Source organism: Stenotrophomonas sp. 22LJNL06-5-1 (genome assembly GCF_056861455.1).
In genome coordinates, this window is sequence record NZ_JBSPUE010000007.1 from 91,835 (window position 1) to 108,192 (window position 16,358).

General features: G+C 66.8%; 13 protein-coding genes and 1 pseudogene. 6 read left to right on the forward strand and 8 right to left on the reverse strand.

The window, feature by feature from the left end; genetic code table 11:
* Nucleotide 1: 1 nt before the first annotated feature.
* From cyoC to cyoA, 3 genes are read right to left on the reverse strand one after another with little or no spacing between them, the layout of a single operon-like run.
* On the reverse strand, nucleotides 2–637 hold the full coding sequence (gene cyoC, locus AC13GF_RS15500; protein ID WP_014648729.1) for a cytochrome o ubiquinol oxidase subunit III: 636 nt from the start codon (nucleotides 635–637) through the stop codon (nucleotides 2–4).
* A complete protein-coding gene (gene cyoB / locus AC13GF_RS15505; RefSeq protein ID WP_006474876.1) occupies nucleotides 634–2,610 on the reverse strand; it encodes a cytochrome o ubiquinol oxidase subunit I in 1,977 nt (658 codons plus the stop codon). Before cyoB ends, cyoC begins: the two co-directional genes overlap by 4 nt.
* 5 nt (nucleotides 2,611–2,615) lie before the next feature.
* On the reverse strand, nucleotides 2,616–3,521 hold the full coding sequence (gene cyoA, locus AC13GF_RS15510; protein ID WP_483005201.1) for a ubiquinol oxidase subunit II: 906 nt from the start codon (nucleotides 3,519–3,521) through the stop codon (nucleotides 2,616–2,618).
* A gap of 183 nt (nucleotides 3,522–3,704) precedes the next feature.
* On the opposite strand from cyoA, the gene AC13GF_RS15515 reads away from it, so the two are divergent.
* From AC13GF_RS15515 to AC13GF_RS15530, 4 genes are read left to right on the forward strand one after another with little or no spacing between them, the layout of a single operon-like run.
* A complete protein-coding gene (locus tag AC13GF_RS15515) occupies nucleotides 3,705–5,120 on the forward strand; it encodes an aminotransferase-like domain-containing protein (RefSeq protein WP_076739470.1) in 1,416 nt (471 codons plus the stop codon).
* A gap of 55 nt (nucleotides 5,121–5,175) precedes the next feature.
* A complete protein-coding gene (locus AC13GF_RS15520) occupies nucleotides 5,176–5,454 on the forward strand; it encodes a hypothetical protein (RefSeq protein WP_012481502.1) in 279 nt (92 codons plus the stop codon).
* Nucleotides 5,454–6,053, forward strand: a complete 600-nt coding sequence (locus AC13GF_RS15525; protein ID WP_012481503.1) for a DUF6436 domain-containing protein — start codon at nucleotides 5,454–5,456, stop codon at nucleotides 6,051–6,053. Before AC13GF_RS15520 ends, AC13GF_RS15525 begins: the two co-directional genes overlap by 1 nt.
* 9 nt (nucleotides 6,054–6,062) lie before the next feature.
* On the forward strand, nucleotides 6,063–7,577 hold the full coding sequence (locus AC13GF_RS15530) for an aminotransferase-like domain-containing protein (protein ID WP_483005202.1): 1,515 nt from the start codon (nucleotides 6,063–6,065) through the stop codon (nucleotides 7,575–7,577).
* A 111-nt stretch (nucleotides 7,578–7,688) separates the two neighbouring features.
* Here AC13GF_RS15530 and AC13GF_RS15535 read toward each other — a convergent pair whose 3' ends face one another.
* The 3 genes from AC13GF_RS15535 to AC13GF_RS15545 all read right to left on the reverse strand — a co-directional run bounded on the left by AC13GF_RS15535 (nucleotide 7,689) and on the right by AC13GF_RS15545 (nucleotide 12,031).
* Nucleotides 7,689–8,990 (reverse strand): aminotransferase class V-fold PLP-dependent enzyme, encoded by a 1,302-nt coding sequence (locus AC13GF_RS15535; RefSeq protein WP_483005203.1) that lies wholly within the window; start codon nucleotides 8,988–8,990, stop codon nucleotides 7,689–7,691.
* Nucleotides 8,990–11,392, reverse strand: coding sequence for a TonB-dependent receptor plug domain-containing protein (locus tag AC13GF_RS15540; RefSeq protein WP_483005204.1), 2,403 nt, complete (start codon nucleotides 11,390–11,392; stop codon nucleotides 8,990–8,992). Before AC13GF_RS15540 ends, AC13GF_RS15535 begins: the two co-directional genes overlap by 1 nt.
* Nucleotides 11,393–11,647: 255 nt before the next feature.
* Nucleotides 11,648–12,031 carry a hypothetical protein gene (locus AC13GF_RS15545; protein WP_483005205.1) on the reverse strand — a complete coding sequence of 128 codons (384 nt, stop codon included), beginning with the start codon at nucleotides 12,029–12,031 and terminating at the stop codon, nucleotides 11,648–11,650.
* Between the two features lie 129 nt (nucleotides 12,032–12,160).
* Between AC13GF_RS15545 and AC13GF_RS15550 the strand changes: the two are divergent.
* Both AC13GF_RS15550 and AC13GF_RS15555 read left to right on the forward strand, forming a co-directional pair.
* Nucleotides 12,161–12,334: pseudogene (locus AC13GF_RS15550) on the forward strand (GyrI-like domain-containing protein); the annotation flags it as partial.
* 80 nt (nucleotides 12,335–12,414) lie between these two features.
* Complete coding sequence (locus AC13GF_RS15555) at nucleotides 12,415–13,086, forward strand: VOC family protein (RefSeq protein ID WP_483005206.1); 672 nt, start codon at nucleotides 12,415–12,417, stop codon at nucleotides 13,084–13,086.
* 1 nt (nucleotide 13,087) lies between these two features.
* On the opposite strand, the gene AC13GF_RS15560 is transcribed toward AC13GF_RS15555, so the two are convergent.
* Nucleotides 13,088–14,461, reverse strand: a complete 1,374-nt coding sequence (locus tag AC13GF_RS15560) for a TPM domain-containing protein (protein WP_483005207.1) — start codon at nucleotides 14,459–14,461, stop codon at nucleotides 13,088–13,090.
* Nucleotides 14,462–14,493: 32 nt separating this feature from the next.
* Nucleotides 14,494–16,332: a M3 family metallopeptidase gene (locus AC13GF_RS15565; protein WP_483005208.1), complete on the reverse strand. Its 1,839-nt coding sequence runs from the start codon at nucleotides 16,330–16,332 to the stop codon at nucleotides 14,494–14,496.
* Nucleotides 16,333–16,358 lie beyond the last annotated feature (26 nt).

The following is a 16,358-nucleotide window of genomic DNA, read 5'->3' on the forward strand; positions in this document are numbered from 1 at the left end:
GTCAGAAGGCTCCGATCAGGTAGACGAAGGTGAAGACGCAGATCCACACCAGGTCCAGGAAGTGCCAGAACAGGCTCAGGCACGAAACACGGGTGATGTTGGTCGGAGTCAGGCCACGGCGGTAGACCTGGTGCATGACCACCGCCATCCAGATCAGGCCGCTGGCCACGTGCAGGCCGTGGGTGGCGACCAGCGCGAAGAACGCCGACAGGTAGGCACTGGTGCTCGGGCCTGCGCCTTCGTGGATCAGGTGCGAGAACTCGTAGATCTCCATGCCGATGAACGAGGCACCGAGCACGAAGGTCACGCCCAGCCAGCGCAGCACCGCCGAGGCATCGTGGCGATGCATCGCCAGTACGGCCTGGCCGTAAGTGATGCTGGAGACCAGCAGCAGGAAGGTCTCGGCCATCACGAACGGCAGCGAGAACAGGTCCTTGCCGGTGGGGCCCCCGGCGTAGGCGGTGCTGAGCACCGCGTACGAGGCGAACAGCGAACCGAACAGCACCAGGTCGGACATGAGGTAGACCCACATGCCGAACACCTTCATGCCTCCCTGTTCGTGGCCATGGTCGTGTTCGTGGTGGTCCTCGTGTGCCTGCGTGTCGCTGGCCAGCTCGGGGCGGGTCAACAGGTTCATGCGCGTACCTCCTTCAGCTTGGCGAGGTTGGCCGCTTCGGTGCGCGCCACCTCTTCGGAACTGACGTAGTAGTCCACATCCTCGTCGTAGGACCGCACGATCAGGGTCACGATCATCGCGATGAAGCTGGCCGCGGCCATCCACCAGATGTGCCAGACCAGGGCGAAGCACAGCACCAGGATCCAGATGTTGAGGATCAGCGGCACGCCGGTGTTCTTCGGCATGTGGATCGGTGCGTACTTCTTCGGCGGCGGCGGCAGGCCACGCTTCTTCGCTTCGTGGAAGGCGTCCAGCTCATCGGCCTTGGGCACCACGGCGAAGTTGTAGAACGGCGGCGGCGACGGCGTGGCCCATTCCAGCGTGCGTGCGTTCCACGGGTCGCCGGTCAGGTCCAGGTTGCGCTTGCGGTCGCGCACGCTCACGTAGATCTGCACCAGCATCAGGATGATGCCCGCGAACACGAACAGCGCACCGATGAAGGCGGCGATCAGGTACGGCGTCCACGCCGGGTTGTCGTACTGGTTCATGCGGCGGGTCATGCCCATGAAGCCCAGCATGTACAGCGGCATGAAGGCCAGGTAGAAGCCGATCACCCAGCAGGCGAACGACCACTTGCCCAGGCGCTCGTTGAGGGTGAAGCCGAACACCTTCGGGAACCAGTAGGCGAAGCCGGCCAGGTAGCCGAACAGCGCGCCGCCGATGATGGTGTTGTGGAAGTGCGCGACCAGGAACAGGCTGTTGTGCAGCAGGAAGTCCGCGCCCGGAATGGCCAGCAGCACGCCGGTCATGCCACCGATGGTGAAGGTGACCAGGAAGGCGATGGTCCACAGCATCGGCACGCTGAACTCGACGCGGCCGCCGTACATGGTGAACAGCCAGGTGAAGATCTTCACGCCGGTGGGGATGGCGATGATCATCGTCATGATGCCGAAGAAGGCATTGACGCTGGCACCGGAGCCCATGGTGAAGAAGTGGTGCAGCCAGACGATGAACGACAGGATGCCGATCGCCAGCGTGGCGCCCACCATCGACTTGTAGCCGAACAGCTTCTTGCGCGCGAACGTGGCAGTCACTTCAGAGAAGATGCCGAACGCCGGCAGCACCAGGATGTACACCTCCGGATGGCCCCAGGCCCACACCAGGTTCACGTACATCATCGGGTTGCCACCCAACGTGTTGGTGTAGAAGTTGAAGTCCAGGTAACGGTCCAGGGTGAGTGCACCCAGCGCCACGGTCAGGATCGGGAAGGCGGCGATGATGATCACGCTGGTGACCAGCACGGTCCAGGTGAACACCGGCATCTTCATCAGGGTCATGCCCGGCGCACGCATGCGCAGGATGGTGATGAACAGGTTGACGCCGGTCAGCAGCGTGCCGATGCCCGAAGCCTGCAATGCCCAGATGTAGTAGTCCACGCCGACGCCTGGACTGAACTCGATGCCCGACAGCGGCGGATAGGCGACCCAGCCGGTCATGGCGAACTCGCCAACGCCCAGCGAGATCATCATCAGCGCTGCGCCGACCACGAAGATCCAGAAGCTGAAGGCGTTTAGGAACGGGAACGCCATGTCGCGCGCGCCGATCTGCAGCGGCACGATGATGTTCATCAGTCCGACCACGAACGGGGTGGCCACGAAGAAGATCATGATCACGCCGTGCGCGGTAAAGATCTGGTCGTAGTGCTCCGGTGGCAGGAAGCCGTCACTGCCCGGCCCAGCCGCCGCCAGCTGCGCGCGCATCATCAGCGCATCGGCGAAGCCACGCACCAGCATGACCAGCGCCACCACCACGTACATGATGCCGATCTTCTTGTGGTCCACGGTGGTGAACCAGTCACGCCAGAGCGGACCCCACAGCTTGAAGTACGTCACCGCGCCGAGCAGCGCGAGGCCGCCCAGCACCATGGCCGCCAATGTGACCACGACGATCGGCTCGTGCAGTGGCACGGCCTCCCACGTCAATTTACCCAACATGTTCGTTACTCCTGGGAAACCTGGGCACCGCCGGCAGCGCCCGCCGGGGTCGCAGCAGCGGTGTTCTCACCGACGCCGATGAACTGGTCGATGACCTTCTTGAACAGCAGCGGTTCAACACTGGAGAAGTGCTGCACCGGTGCGTTCTTCGACGGTGCGGCCAGCGCCTTGAACTGGTTGAAGTCCAGCGCCTGTGGTGCGCTGCGTACCTCGGCCACCCAGCGATCGAAGTCTTCGTTGCTGCTGGCAGTGGCGATGAACTTCATGTTCGAGAAGCCATGCCCGCTGTAGTTGCCGGACATGCCACGGAACTGGCCGGGCTCGTTGGCGATCAGGTGCAGCTGCGTGCGCATGCCGGCCATCGCGTAGATCTGCCCACCCAGCTGCGGGATGAAGAAGGTATTCATCGTCGAGTTGGAGGTGATGTTGAACGCCAGCGGGCGGTTGGCCGGGAAGTTGAGCTGGTTGACCGTGGCGATGCCCAGGTCCGGGTACACGAACACCCATTTCCAGTCGGTGGCGATCACGTCCACGTGCAGCGGTTCACCGACCACGTCCAGCGGCTTGTACGGATCCAGCTCGTGGGTCGACTTCCACACGATCACCGCCAGCACCGCGATGATGATCAGCGGCACGCCCCAGACCACGATCTCCACCTTGGTGGAGTGCGACCAGTCAGGCATGTATTTCGCGTTGGTGTTGCCGGCGCGGTAGCGCCACGCGAACACGAAGGTCAGCACGATGGCCGGTATCACCACGATCAGCATCAGGCCGATGCAGATCAGGATCAGGTCGCGCTGGGCGAGCCCGACCATGCCCTTCGAATCCAGCAGCACCCAGTCACAGCCCGACAGGCCGACGCAGGCCAGGGCGACCAGCGCCAGGCGGATGCGGTTCCAGCAGATATTCATTGGAGGTCAACCCTGTTGAAGAAGCACGCTTGACCGGCTCGCCTGCGCGCAGCGCCCGGGCGTGGAGCGGCTACACTGTGGGTACGAGGTCGCCTACAAACAGGCGAACCACTCCAATCAAGCCCATACAAGATACAGCATTGTATGGACTTGTGCATCTGCACGTATGGAAAAAACTGACCGATGACGCCACCTGCCGCCGGCCGCCGCCTGAAACACCCCAATCGCACCTGGGTTCGCCCCTTCCGCGAGGGCGCCGGCCCGCTGTACCTGCAGATTGCCCAGCAGGTGCGCGAGGCGGTGGATGACGGCGTGCTGCGCCCGGGCGACCGGCTGCCGCCGCAGCGCGACCTGGCCCAGCAGGTGGGCGTGGACCTGACCACGGTCACCCGTGCCTTCGCCGAGCTGCGCCAGGCCGGCCTGCTCGATGCGCAGGGCGCCGGTGGCACCTTCATCGCGCTGTCGGCCGGCAACCGCAGCACCTCGGTGGACCTGAGCATGAACATCCCGCCGCTGCTGGGCAGCGCGCCGTTCGCACAGGGCATGGAGGCCGGTTTCCAGCACGTGGGCCAGCAGCTGGGCCAGGGCGAACTGATGAGCTACCACGTCGGCGCCGGCACCCGTGAGGACCGCGCCGCCGCCGTGCAGTGGCTGGCGCCGATGCTGGGCACGGTCGGTGCCGACCAGGTGGTGATCTGCCCCGGCGCGCAGACCGCGCTGTGCGCGCTGATCCTGGCGCGCACCCAGCCGGGCGAGCTGATCGCCGCCGAGCAGCTGACCTACCCGGGCCTGCTGGCCGCCGCGCGCGTGCTGCAGCGGGGCGTGGTGCCGGTGGCGATGGACGCCGAAGGCATGCTCCCCGATGCGCTGGAGGAGGCCTGCCAGCTACGCCGTCCGCGCCTGCTGTACCTGGTGCCGACCATCCAGAATCCGACCACGGCGACGATGTCGGCACAGCGCCGGCAGGCCCTGCTGGCGGTGGCCAAGCGCCACGATCTGACCGTGATCGAAGACGATCCCTACTGGTTGCTGGCCGGTGACGCCGCGCCACCGCTGGCCGCCCACCGCGACGCCGGCTGCCCGGTCTACTACATCTCCACCCTGTCCAAGTGCCTGGCGCCGGGCCTGCGCACCGCCTACCTGGTGGTGCCGGCCGGCGAGCCGATGGAACCGGTGCTGGATGCGCTGCGCGCAATCGCGCTGATGCCGACCCAGTCGATGGTGGCGGTGGCCTCGCAGTGGATCCGCAGCGGCCAGGCCCAGGACATGGTGCAGCGCTTCCAGCAGGAACTGCGCGAGCGCCAGGCGATTGCCGCGCAGTACCTGCCGTCCCGCGCCCAGGCGCATCCGGCTGGCCTGCATGTGTGGCTGCCGCTGCCGCCACGGCTGGACCAGTACCGGTTGATCCAGGCCGCACAGGAACAGGGCCTGGGCATCGCCAGCTCCGATGCCTTCAGCGTGGAAGAGCCGCCGCCGGGCAACGCGATCCGCCTGTCGCTGGGCGGCGCGGTCGACCAGGGCGCGCTGGCCGGGGCGCTGGCCAAGCTGAACGAGATTCTGTCTGAAGCCCCCGAGGCCCGGCACAACGCCATCGTCTGAACCGGGTGCATGGCGCTTCATCCATACAAGATGATATTTTGTATGCAATGTATGGATGAAGGGACGTGCATCGATGCGCGCCGAGAAACTGAAGTTCCATCTGGTGATGGCCGGGTGCGGTGGCTTTGTAGTGCTGATGCTGGCCGCGCTGGCCTGGGTCTGCCTGCAGCCGCAGACCGTGGATGTACAGGCCGCCGAACGCCACGCCATCGAACAGTGCGTGCAGCGCAGCGAGGATCCCTCGCGTAGCGAGATCCAGCGTCGCGCGCAGGCCGATTCCTGCCGCGAGATGCGCAAGCAGTACGTGCACAAGTTCGGCGGGGAAGCGTCCTGATGGGCGCAGCCGCGCCGCGTCGCCGCTGGCTGCTGCCGACGATGATCGCCCTCGCCTGCCTGTTCATGGCCGGCGTGGCGGCTGCGCTGTGGCAGTACTTCGGCTACAGCGCGCAGTCCACCTTCACCGAACAGGCCATCGTCTTCGACGACTCGCAACTGCGCCTGCCGGCCGATCTGGCCGGTGATACCGGCCGCATCCGCGTGGTGCATTTCTGGGACCCGGCCTGCGGCGTGTGCAACCGCGAGACCGGTGCGCACCTGAGCTACCTGATCAGCATGTACCGCCGCGCCGGCATCGACTTCTATGCGATCCGCCGCCCGGGTACGCAGGGCGAGCTGCCCGAGCCGCTGCGCAACAAGGTGATCAACCTGCCGACCATCGACGGTATCGAACACATCCCGGCCAGCCCCGCCGTAGCCATCTGGGATCGCCAGGGCCATCTCGCCTACGCGGGGCCGTACAGCATCGGCATGGTCTGCAACTCGGCCAACAGCTTTGTCGAACCGCTGCTGGACAGACTGGTGCGCGGCGAGACCGTGCGCCCAAAGGGACTGCTTGCCGTGGGCTGCTACTGCCCCTGGCAGGCCAAGCGCTGAGGACGTGCGATGACATCACTGACGCTGGCCGGTGTGGCCGCCGCAAACAACAACGGCGGTCACCTGTCCGAACCGACCGATGGTTATGGACAGGCTCCCGCCGTTGGAAGCAACGATACGCCCCGACATGCTCCGTACATGCCGCGACCGGATGTCGCAGCACGCGAATGGGTGCAGGACGTGCTCGCGCACAACGGGCCAATCTACCTGCGCATCGTCAACTCGCTGGAACGCACGGTGCGCCGTGGCGGCCTCGCACCCGGACAGCGCCTGCCCTCGCAGCGCGCGTTGGCGCAGCAGCTCGGCATCGACCTGACCACGGTCACCCGCGCCTTCGATGAAGCACGCAAGCGCGGCCTGATCGAAGCACGCGGGCCACAAGGCAGTTTCATCGCACCGCCCAAGGCCGGCTTCGACCAGGTGGTGGACCTGAGCATGAACGTGCCACCGGTGCCCGACGCCGATGCGCTGGCCGAGACCCTGCGCCGCGGTGCAGCCGCCGTGCTTGCACGCAGCAACGCGCCCAACCTGATGACCTATCACCTGGGCGGCGGCAACCCGACCGACCGCCACGCAGCGGCGCGCTGGCTGCAACCGATGCTGGGAAAGGTGGACGACGCCTGTCTGTTGCTGACCGAAGGCGCCCAGGTGGCGCTGGCCGCGATCCTGGTCAGCCAGGGCCGCGATGATGATGCGATCCTCTGCGATGCGCTGGTCTATCCGGGCCTGCTGCAGGCCGCCACCGCACTGGGCCGGCGGCTGCTGCCGGTGGACAGCGACGAACACGGCATGTGCCCTGAAGCGCTGCTGCGACAGGTACGTAGTAGCGGTGCACGGCTGGTCTATCTCAACCCCACCTGCCAGAACCCGACCGCGCTGACCCTGCCGCTGCAGCGGCGCGAGGCGCTGGCACGTGTACTGGAAGGCGAAGGCCTGCTGGCGATCGAAGACGATCCTTACTGGCACCTCGCCGAGGATGCACCAACACCTCTGGCAACACTGGCACCACGCCATGTGTTCTATGTAGCGACGCTGTCGAAGGTGATCAGCCCCGGCCTGCGCACCGCATTCGTGCGCTGCCCGAGCGCGGCGCACGCCGAGGCGATGACGGCGGCGTTGCGGGCGACGCGGCTGATGGGTCATCCGCTGGTCTCGGCGTTGGCCAGCCAGCTGTTGCTGGATGGTTCGGCGCAGTCACTGCTGGCCCAGGTACGCACCGAGGCACGCGAACGCATGCGCATGGCGCGCTACCTGCTGGCACCGTCGCTGCTGCAGCGCGCGGAAGGGCTGCATGCCTGGTGCCGTATACCGGCGCCGTGGACCGACGCCACGCTGGTGCGTACCGCACAGCTGCAGGGCCTGGCGATTGCGCCGTCATCGGCGTTCTGTCCGCCGGGGGTCTCGCACCAGAGCGGCGTGCGGTTGTCGCTGGGGTTGGCGGCGGACCGACGGCAGCTGGAGAGTGCATTGCGTCGGATTGACCGGTTGTTGTTGTCCGATGCGTTGCCGTCGATCGAGCGGTAGGCGTGGAATGGGATGTGCCGACCAACGGTCGGCACCCACCCGATCGGTAGTGCCGGCCGCTGGCCGGCAACGGCATGCACGGATCAGGAGGTTGCCGGCCAGCGGCCGGCACTACCCCAATGCCACCAGAGCCTTCACCAGCGCATCCACCTGCTCGGGACGGGTGAACACCGACGGCGTCACCCGCACGCAGGCGCCGGAGTCCAATCCGTCGCGATGCGTGGTGAACACGCGATGCTCATCCAGCAGGCGCTTCTGCAGCGCCATGTTGTCTGCCACGCTGGTGCGTCCGCGCAGGCGGAAGCTGGCCAATGCGCTGGCCAGCGCCGGTTCGGGCGAAGACAGCACTTCGATGTGCGCCATCTGCCGTGCCGGCAGCGTCCAGCGCTCACGCAGGTAGCGCAGGCGCGCCTGCTTGTTGGCGGCACCTATGCGCTGGTGCAGGGCGATTGCTTCCGGCAGCGCAAGGTAGGCGGCAAAGTTGACCGTGCCGGTGTGCACGCGGCTGCCCACGCGGCCGTCGTCGGTCTCGCCCATGTACGGGTCGAGGTCGGCCACACGGCCCTTGCGCACGTACATCGCGCCCACGCCCACCGGCGCGCCGATCCACTTGTGCAGGTTGATGCCCACGAAATCGGCCTTCAGGTCCGGCACGGCGTAGGCGATCTGGCCGAAACCATGGGCGGCATCGACGATCACATCGATACCGCGTGCACGCGCACGCTCGGCAATCTCGGCCACCGGCAGCACCAGACCGTGACGGTGGCTGACCTGGGTCAGCAGCACCAGCTTCAGCTTCGGCAGCCGCGCGAAGGCGGCATCGTAGGCCTGCAGGATCTGCGCGTGGTCCGGCACCGTCGGCAGCGCGATACGCTCGACCTGTACGCCGCGACGTTGCTGCAGCCAGCGCATCGCGCCGATCATGCTGTCGTAGTCGATGTCGGCATACAGCACCTGATCGCCGGGTTGCAGGCGGTTGTAGCCGCCAATCAGCGCCAGCATCGCCTCGGTCGCGCCACGGGTCAGCGCGATCTCGTCGGCGCCCACGCCCAGCATGTCGGCCACCTGCCGCTGCACCGCCATGTACTGCGCCGGGAATTCACGGCGACCGTACCAGGCGTTGCCACGGTTCACCTCGGCCGTTTGGCGCTGGTAGCTGACCAGCGTCTCGCGGCCCATCGCACCCCAATAGCCGTTCTCCAGATGGTTCACTTCATCGGTGGTGTCGAAGTGGCTGGCCACGGCGGCCCAGTAGCCTTCATCGCGGGCCAGCACGTCCGGCGCCACGGTCGTTGCAGGAATTTCCATGGCCGCAGGGTAGCGTGCAGCGGCCATGGCAGGCAGTGAAGACAGCGCTGCGGCGGCCGGCAGCAGGGTGCCGGCGCGCAGCAGGTTACGGCGGCGGCTGTCCATCAGAAGGTCAGCCGATACTGCGCGTACAGGTTGGCACCGTCGGTGTCATACGGTGCATTACGCGAGTAGATCAGGCCGCGGCTGGCCTGGAACACGGCCTCATCCGGATAGCGGTCGAGTACGTTGTCGGCGCCGACACGCAGGCTGTGGTGTTCGTTGATGCGATAGCCCACGGCCAGGTCCAGGAAGCTCATTTCGTCAAAGCGCTGGTAGATGTCGCCCACCGCGTTGCCGCTGGAGTCGGTCCAGGCGCCGTAGTAGCGCACGCGCGCCATCAGCGACCAGGCGCCGATGTCCCAGCTGCCGGTGAGGCTGCCCTTGTGCTCGGGCAGGCGGTCTTCAAACAGCACGCGCTGGGTTTCGTTGGTGGCCACCGAGGTGCTGCCGTTGTCCACGCGGGTGCGGTTGTAGTTGTAGGCCAGGGTCAACGTCATGCGGCCTGCGCCAAGATCGCGCAGGTAATTGCCGACCACGTCCACGCCGGTGGTGGTGGTATCGAAGTCGTTGGTGAAGTAGTTCACCGAGGTATAGCCCAGCGGATTGGGAGTACCAGCCGGAATGGCAAAGCTGGCCGACTGGCTGAAGCGGTCGGTGAGCTTGATCTGGTAGACATCCACCGAGCCGGACAGCCCCAGGTCGGTGCGCCAGGTCAGGCCCAGCGACGCGGTACGCGATTCCTCCGGCTTCAGCGGCCTGGCGCCGAGCAGCTGCGCCAGCGGATCGTTCGGCGACAAGCGGCCACTGGTGAAGATCTGCAGCGTGCGCGTGTCCAGGCCCTGGGTGGTGCTGGTGGTGTTGAGCTGCGCGGGTGTCGGCGCACGGAAGCCGGTGGACACAGTACCGCGCAGGGCCACGTCCGGGGTGATCGCGAAACGCGCCGAGAGCTTGCCGTCCAGCGTGCTGCCGAAGCTGGAGAAGTCCTCGTAGCGGCTGGCTGCACCGATGCTCCAGCGCTCGCCCAGCGGTACTTCCATGTCCACGTAGGCGGCCTTGCTGCGCTGGCTCCACTGCCCGGCCTGGCTGGCCGAGAAGCCCGGCGCACCGTTGGAGTTGGCTTCCAGGCCCGCGGCCGCGCCCGGACCCACTGCGTACGAGGCCGGGTCACCGGCGCGCACCTGGTAGGTCTCCTGGCGGAACTCGCCACCGAAGGCGACGTTGATCGGCTTGGACAGCGCGCCCACCTCCCACTCGTAGTTGAAGTCGGCGTTGGCGTTCTTCTCGGTCTGGGTCAGGCGGCCAAGATCGAAGCCGGTCGGGCTGGCCGGGCCGAGCGAGGCGTTGATCGAGTTCTTCAGGCTGTAGTCGATCGCGTTGCGGCCATACGAGGCGCTGACATCCCAGCGCAGCTTAGGCGTGATCTCGCCACGCAGGCCACCGACCAGCTGCAGGTCGTTCTGGACGTTGCCGTACTGTGGGCTAAAGCCCACCGGATAGATCGAACGCAGGTTCCAGCCGGGGAAGATCGCAGTGGTGCGGTAGGCACCGGTGGTGGTATCCGGATTGCGCCAGTTGAAATCGCTGACGCCATCGCTGTGGCTGTACAGGCCGAACGCATACAGCTCCAGCGTGTCGCTGGTGTTGGCCTTCACATTGAAGCCGACGCGGCGGCTTTCCAGTTCCGGCTGGCCCCAGCGCTGCACCGGGTTGGGCACGTCCAACTCCGGATGCGCGGCCTGGAAGGCGATCGCATCGGGGCGCTGACGGGTGCGCGAGGTGGCGTCGGAGTTGGACGATTCGGCGAACAGCACCAGGCTGCCATAGTCACCCAGCGACCAACCGGTGCGTGCACTGAAATCGCGCGACGCGCCATCGCCCTGCGCATACTGCGAATAGCCGGCAGTGATCTCGGTACCGGTGCCATCCTCCAGAATGATGTTGATGACGCCGGCGATGGCATCCGAGCCGTACTGTGCCGATGCGCCGTCGCGCAGCACTTCGATGCGCTTGATCGCACTGGTCGGGATCTGTGCCAGGTCGGCTGCCTGCGCACCACGGTTGCCGAGCAGCGCGCTGCGGTGGAAGCGGCGACCGTTGACCAGCACCAGTGTCTGGTCCGGTGACAGGCCACGCAGCGTGGCCGGGCGCACGAACACCTGGCCATCGGCCATCGGCAGGCGCTGCACCACGAACGACGGCACCAGCTGCGCCAGCACGTCCTTCAGGTCGGTGGATTCGACGGACTTGATGTCTTCCTTGGTGAACACGTCCACCGGCGCCAGCGTTTCGAACTGGGTGCGGTTGGAGGCGCGGGTGCCGGTGACCAGCATCGCGTCGAGCTGGGTGGGTGCCGCACGGCTGCCCGCCATGGCATCGACCGCATCGGACTCCGCTGCAATCGCGCCTCCTGCGCTGGCCATGGAAAGGGCAAGGAGGATGGAACGCGAAAGCTTTGAACGATGCACGGCAGGGCTCCGGGGGGACGCGACAGGGCCAGCACCTGCAGGGATATTGCAGGCCTGGACAAGGCGCGCAGTTTCGGCGCGATCTGTGAAGAAGCCATGACGTCAGTGCGACAGCTTGATGCGGGGTCGCGCATCAGTGCAAAAGGCATCCACGCATGGCGTGGATCTACTGGCAGCCCCTCCCTGTGCCGGCCCACGTCGGCTTGGTAGATCCACGCCATGCGTGGATGAGCATTGGCGCCTCGCGGTACGGGGCTAGTCCGTGGTCTTACCGCCGAAGCCAAGACGGGCCGGCCGGGCCGTCCGCAGTGGAAAGAACAGCATGCCAATGGACACCATCTGGAACGGCGTGAACAGGAACCAGATGTTGTCGGTGCCGACCGCCAGGATGTTGAAGTCCAGATCGCCGATCCACTCCAACCGCTGCAACACCGTCACCAGTCCCCCAATGGTCGGAACCGGCAGAACGCCGTGACCGGCCAGCAGCAACGTCGGTGTCAGCAGCCCGGCCAGGAGCGCGAAACCGGCGCGGTACACCCAGGCATTGCCCTTCCAGTACGGCGCGCAGCGCCACATCAGCAGCAGCAATGCCAGGGTCAACAACCAGGGCAACAGCCACTGGGTAACCACCATGTCCATCATCGGACCGGCTCCACTGGCCTGGCATCCCACGTCGTCGATCGCATCTCCCTGCCCCGATAGCGCCCATGAAGCGCGCATTGTTGCCGGTACGCGGACAGACGCAAAGCCCCGGCAGCGCAAGAACTGCTAAACGCCGCCTGGTTCTGGCTGCTGGATCACTACCTGCCCGGCTCCGGCCTCAGCCTGGCCGACGCACCGGATCTGGAGCGCTACGACTCCCGCTTCGATGAGCACACCGGCAACGGTGGCGTGGAAATCTGGCTGCCGGTGGGTGATCTTCGAGCGCGGCACCCACCGTAACGAATCGTTGCGCCCGCGGTGACACCCACGCAATCCCGCCAGGTCTACACTCGGTGCATGCGCTCCACGGAGGATCGATCATGCGCCTGTTGTACCTCACGCTGCCGGTATCCGATGTCGGTACCGTGGCCAGCTACTTCCGCGATGTGCTGCAGCAGCGCGTGGTCGGCACTCATGTGCACATCGGCTGGAGCACGATCGAACTGCAGCCCACTGAAGGACGTCCGGTCGGAGGCGTGCACCTGGCCTTCAACGTACCGGACAACCGCTTTGGCGAGGCAATGACCTGGTTGCGCGAACGCACGCCACTGCAGCGCAATCCGGCAGGGTTGGATTATTTCGCTCTGGAAAGCAGCTGGCAGTCGCAGTCGGTCTACTTCACCGGCCCCGATGGTTTGATCCTTGAACTGATCGGCCGCCGCCGCTTGCCGGCCAGTACGCATCAGGGCGCCTTCCACGGCGGTGAACTGACCTGCCTGAGCGAGGTCGGCCTGCCCAGCCACGATGTCGATGCTGTGCGCGAACAGTCCAGCCTGCGCTTCGGCCTGCAACCGATCAGCCCGCCTTCGCCGCAGTTCGCGCCGATGGGCGACGACGAGGGCCTGCTGATCGTGGTCGCCGCGGATCGGCGCTGGTTCCCCGAGCAGAAGGACCTGCCCAATGCGCAGGGGCTGTTGCTGCAGGTCGGCGACGTGGCCGGCCCGGGTGTTGTGGAGGACACTGCACTCGGCTGGCGGGTGCAGGCGACCTGATCTACCAGCTGCCCGACGCACCGCCTCCGCCGCTGCGGCCGCCGCCTCCGGACCAGCTGCTGGAGCTGCTCGACGACGAACTGCTGGACGACGAACTGGACGCGCTGCGCTCACGGCGTGACGAAACCCGGCCACGCGCGCGCTCGCCCGGCAACATGGTGAACAACCATACGAAGTACAGCAGCACGCCACACACACCGGACACGATCATTGCCAGCAGCCGTGGATCGTCACCTTCGGCACGATGGATCGCCAGCAACGCGCCCGCGGCATAGCCAAGGGTCAACAGCACCAGCACCGTCATGCGCACGACGAAGCTGCTGCGGTTCTTCTTCCAGCGTGTGCGACAGGCCTGCACCAGCAGGAACACCATCAGGGTGACAATGCCCGCGGCGGCCTGCAGCAGCAGATGCCGGGCCAGGCTCGGTGGCAGCTGGCCACGAAGCAACGCCTGCACCAGAAAGACCGCGCTGAGTACCAGCATGCCGCACAGGACGACGCGCACCCCGCGGCTGCGACGCCAGCACCAGCCGAGCAGGGCCGCCACCGGCACGCCCAGCACCATCACAAAGCACAGGCCCGCCAGCAGGTGGCGTGGCAATAGCGACGCCACGGACAGCACCCCTGCGGCAACCACCGCTGTCAGCAGCATCGGACGCCCCCAGGCCGGCAAGGTCGGCCAGCTCGGCCTCGGTGCCGACGCATTGGCGGCCAGTGCCTTGCGCCGCCGCTCCCGACGGCTGCCGCTGAAGTCGTCCTCGGTCTTCGCCGGCGGGAGAGGCGGCGGCGAGCGCCACAGGCCGGCCAGGAAGCCGGCCAGCAGGGTCAACGCCACCACCGAGTCTGCACGGCGCCAGTCCGCAGGCAGCACATTGCTGGCCGACGGTTCTTCCCATGCAGGCAGGTCCTCGCCTTCGATCAGCGCCACCATGATCGTCGTGCCATCGAGCACGCCCTGGTCGAAATCACCCTCACGGAAGCGCGGCACGATCGCGTTATCGATGATGCGAGCGGCGTACGCGTCCGGTAGCGCACCTTCCAGGCCATAGCCGGTCTGGATGCGTACGCGGCGGTCCTGCACCGCCACCAGCAACAGCACACCATCGTCGACACCGGCGCGACCCAGCTGCCACTGATCGAACACCCGCTGTGCGTAGGCCTCGATGCCCTCGTTGCCCACGCTGGGTACCACCAGCACCTGCAGCTGCGCGCCCTTCTGCACCTGCAGCTGCAGCGCCTGCCTGCGCAGGGTGGCGCGGGTTTCAGCGGACAGCGCGTTGGCAGTGTCCACCACGGGATCGTCCAGCGCCGGGACCGGGATCGCCGCCAGCGCCGCCATCGGCAGCAGGCACAGCAGCAGCAACAGCCACGTCATGGCTGCGGTCTGCTGTCCTGCGCGCAGCAGGCTCACGTACCCTGCCCTGCCTCGACCCGCGCATGCAGCGCCTGCAGCTGTGCCGCCGTCTGGTTGAACACCTGCAGATCGGCATCCACCAGGGCCGCCCAGTCAGGCGCGTGCCCCAGCAGCTGCGCCACCTGCTCGTTCGGCGCGCGATCGAAGCCCTCGCCAAGCACGGCAAGATAGCGCGCACGGAACCCTTCGGGGTCGCGCTGGTCCTGCACATACAGCTGCACGGCCAGCAGCCCTGCATACAGGTAGTTCACCAGATAGTTCGGGTCTTCATACATCAGGCGCTTGCCGATCCAGGTGTTGCGCAGCTGCGGGTAGCGCTCCGGTTGCTGGCCGAAGCGCGCCAGCACCTGCCCGGTCAGCGCGTCCAGGTCATCGGCGGTGCCCAGCGTGCCGGCGGCAACGCCCTGGTAGATCGACTGCTCCAGCTGCGCTTCCTCGGAAGAGGTGAACAGCTGCAGCACCATGTCGTCCAGCAGCGATTTCAGGTAGTAGGCCTTGGCACGCGGGTCCTGTGCCTGCTGGTACAGCTGGTCGCGGAAGCGCAGCTCGTTGTAGATCGCGAACGCCTCGGTCAGCCACTGGCTGCCATTGCGCTGCAGCGGCGACGCATGACCGCGCTGCATCCAGTCGCCATGCACGGCATGGCCAGCTTCATGCGCGATTTCGACATCGCTTTCCAGATCGCCACGGCGCACGCCAACGAACAGCATTGCCGGCACACCGGGCGCGCTCACCGAGAACGCGTCCTGGCTGCGGTCACCACGTTCGGTGGCCAGATCCATGCGCTGGTTGGCCGGATCGAGCAGCGCGCGCAGTTCGGCGACGTACGCAGGCCCCAGATGCTGCATGGCATCGGCGGCGTTGTCGCGCAGCTGCGCCAGCGTCAGCACCGGTGGCGTGTAGCCGGCATCGGGCACCGTGGTATCCCAGATCTGCGGCGCATCGATGCCGGATCGCGCAGCGTGGTGCAGGAGCATGTCCTGGTAGGCGCGGCGGTCCCCGGCGTGCTGTTCGATCGCCACCAGCGTTGCATCCACTGCGGCAGTATCCAGGCCCATGCGCTGATAGCCATATGCCGGCGCCGAGCCGTCACCCTGCAGGCGTGCAGCGGCGTCATTCACCTGCACCAGCCCCAGCAGCACCGAAGCCATCGGCTCACGACGCGAGTGCAGCCCCTGCCAGTAGCCCTTCCAGCCGGCCTCGCGCAGCGCGCGGTCGGGCTGCTGGGCCAGCGCCTGCTTGTCGCGCCCCGTGTCCCAGTGCCGACCGCCGTGCTCGATCTGCGGGTACTCGGCGCTGCGCAGGATCTGCCCGCGCAGGCGCGCGAAACTGTCCAGCGCCGGATCGGCCAATGCCTCCACGGCCTCGTCCAGCACAGCGTTGGCCGGGGTGGCAGCCTCCTTCAGCGCGCGTGCGCGCAGGAAGCCATACGGTGCTGCCCACGCCGCATCTGCGGGCGCCTCGCGCAGTGCAGCGCGACCGCTGCGGGCGATGCGGCTGCACAGCCCCATTGCCTGGTCCATCGCCTGGGCCGGGCGATGATCGCGGGCATTGCGGGCGGACTGCAGGTGCAGGTAGCCGAGATGACGCAGGCACTGCGCCTCCAGTGCCTCGGCCTGCTGGAAGCGTTCCGCCGGTGCAAGGGTGGACGCCTGCTGCAGGGCCTCGACGCGCTTGCCCAGCGCGTCACGCGCGGCCTGTTCGGCAGTGGCATTGGCGAAGTAGGCGCGGTCATCGGCATGCACCGACTGTGCCTGGGCGCCGCTGAAGGGGGCTATCGCCAATACGGCGGCGACGGCGGCGGCGGTGGTGCGCTTCCTGAAAGCCTGCATCGGCGTCTCCCTGCCTGGACCAGGCC

Bases quoted from the DNA above. Each gene is read 5' to 3' on its own strand.
- cyoC (WP_014648729.1), bottom strand. From the start codon at position 637: ATGAACCTGTTGACCCGCCCCGAGCTGGCCAGCGACACGCAGGCACAC.
- cyoB (WP_006474876.1), bottom strand. From the start codon at position 2,610: ATGTTGGGTAAATTGACGTGGGAGGCCGTGCCACTGCACGAGCCGATC.
- cyoA (WP_483005201.1), bottom strand. From the start codon at position 3,521: ATGAATATCTGCTGGAACCGCATCCGCCTGGCGCTGGTCGCCCTGGCC.
- AC13GF_RS15515 (WP_076739470.1), top strand. From the start codon at position 3,705: ATGACGCCACCTGCCGCCGGCCGCCGCCTGAAACACCCCAATCGCACC.
- AC13GF_RS15520 (WP_012481502.1), top strand. From the start codon at position 5,176: ATGAAGGGACGTGCATCGATGCGCGCCGAGAAACTGAAGTTCCATCTG.
- AC13GF_RS15525 (WP_012481503.1), top strand. From the start codon at position 5,454: ATGGGCGCAGCCGCGCCGCGTCGCCGCTGGCTGCTGCCGACGATGATC.
- AC13GF_RS15530 (WP_483005202.1), top strand. From the start codon at position 6,063: ATGACATCACTGACGCTGGCCGGTGTGGCCGCCGCAAACAACAACGGC.
- AC13GF_RS15535 (WP_483005203.1), bottom strand. From the start codon at position 8,990: ATGGACAGCCGCCGCCGTAACCTGCTGCGCGCCGGCACCCTGCTGCCG.
- AC13GF_RS15545 (WP_483005205.1), bottom strand. From the start codon at position 12,031: ATGGACATGGTGGTTACCCAGTGGCTGTTGCCCTGGTTGTTGACCCTG.
- AC13GF_RS15555 (WP_483005206.1), top strand. From the start codon at position 12,415: ATGCGCCTGTTGTACCTCACGCTGCCGGTATCCGATGTCGGTACCGTG.
- AC13GF_RS15560 (WP_483005207.1), bottom strand. From the start codon at position 14,461: ATGACGTGGCTGTTGCTGCTGCTGTGCCTGCTGCCGATGGCGGCGCTG.
- AC13GF_RS15565 (WP_483005208.1), bottom strand. From the start codon at position 16,332: ATGCAGGCTTTCAGGAAGCGCACCACCGCCGCCGCCGTCGCCGCCGTA.